The sequence below is a fragment of the Streptomyces sp. NPDC051563 genome, from assembly GCF_044454225.1.
GTDB lineage: Bacteria > Actinomycetota > Actinomycetes > Streptomycetales > Streptomycetaceae > Streptomyces.
Genome location: NZ_JBITDL010000075.1, coordinates 1 through 1,434, shown reverse-complemented (window position 1 = coordinate 1,434; position 1,434 = coordinate 1). Strand labels below are relative to the sequence as shown.

The following is a 1,434-nucleotide window of genomic DNA, read 5'->3' as shown; positions in this document are numbered from 1 at the left end:
CATGGGGGTCCCTAAGAATGTGAGGCGGTCCGGGAGGACCGGGTGTGGCTGATGGGGGTCTGTCGTTGATGACTTCGAAGGAATGGCCGCCCGGTCCTCCGGGATGCTCCGACCACTGATTGAGAACTGCGGTCATCGCTGGTTAGGGACCTGTCGGCGGAGTGTTCTTCGGACCATGAAGTGCTGGTCACGAGGGACACGGAGCGAGGGCTTTGACTACGTCTGGCAGGCGGATATGGGTCGGCATCGACGCCGGCAAGGGACATCACTGGGCGGTGGCACTCGACGCTGAGGGCGACTTGCTGTTCTCGACGAAGGTCATCAACGACGAGTCGCAGATCCTGACTCTCATCGAGACCGCCCGCGAGAAGGCGGACGAGGTGCGGTGGGCGGTGGACATCTCCGGCCGGGCTTCCACCCTGCTCGTGGCCTTGCTGGTCGCGCACGGCCAGCAGGTGGTCTACGTTCCAGGCCGGACAGTCAACCGGATGACCGGCGCCTACCGGGGCGAGGGCAAGACCGATGCCAAGGACGCCCGCGTCATCGCCGACCAGGCCCGCATGCGCCGGGACTTCGCCCCGCTTGACACGCCCCCTGAGCTGGTCTCCACGCTGAGGGTGCTGACGAACTACCGGGCCGACCTGATCGCCGACCGGGTCCGGCTGATCAACCGGCTCCGTGACCTGCTGGTCGGCATCTGCCCCGCCCTGGAGCGGGCCTTCGACTACTCCGCGGCCAAGGGCCCGGTCGTCATGCTGACCGAGTACCAGACCCCGGCAGCCCTGCGCCGGACCGGCGTCAAGCGCCTGACGACCTGGCTGGAACGACGCAAGGTCCGCGGCGCCGAGACCGTCGCGGCCAAGGCCGTCGAGGCTGCCCGGTCCCAGCAGATCGCCCTGCCGGGCGAGAAGCGGGCGGCGAAGCTGGTCTGCGATCTCGCCCACCAGCTCCTGGCCCTGGACGAGCGGATCAAGGACAACGACCGGGAGATCCGCGAGACCTTCCGGTCCGACGACCGAGCGGAGATCATCGAGTCCATGCCCGGCATGGGCCCGATCCTCGGCGCCGAGTTCGTCGCCATCGTCGGGGACCTGTCCGGCTACCGCGACGCCGGCCGCCTGGCCTCGCACGCCGGCCTGGCCCCGGTCGCCCGGGACTCCGGCCGACGCACCGGCAACTACCACCGGCCCAAGCGCTACAACCGCCGCCTGCGGCACATCTTCTACATGGCCGCACAGACCGCGATGATGCGGCCCGGCCCCTCCCGGGACTACTACCTCAAGAAGCGCGGCGAAGGGCTGCTGCACACCCAGGCCCTGCTCTCGCTCGCCCGACGACGGATCGACGTGCTCTGGGCGATGCTGCGTGACAAAAGGCTCTTCACCTCCGCCCCACCAGTCACGCAGGCGGCTTGACACGATCATTGAGATTCCT

Annotated in this window: 1 protein-coding gene; it reads left to right on the top strand. The window is 68.3% G+C overall.

Features of this window, described 5'->3' with window-relative positions; translation table 11 throughout:
* Positions 1–212 precede the first annotated feature (212 nt).
* A complete protein-coding gene (locus tag ACIA8F_RS39115) occupies positions 213–1,415 on the top strand; it encodes an IS110 family transposase (RefSeq protein ID WP_399385813.1) in 1,203 nt (400 codons plus the stop codon).
* Positions 1,416–1,434: the final 19 nt, after the last annotated feature.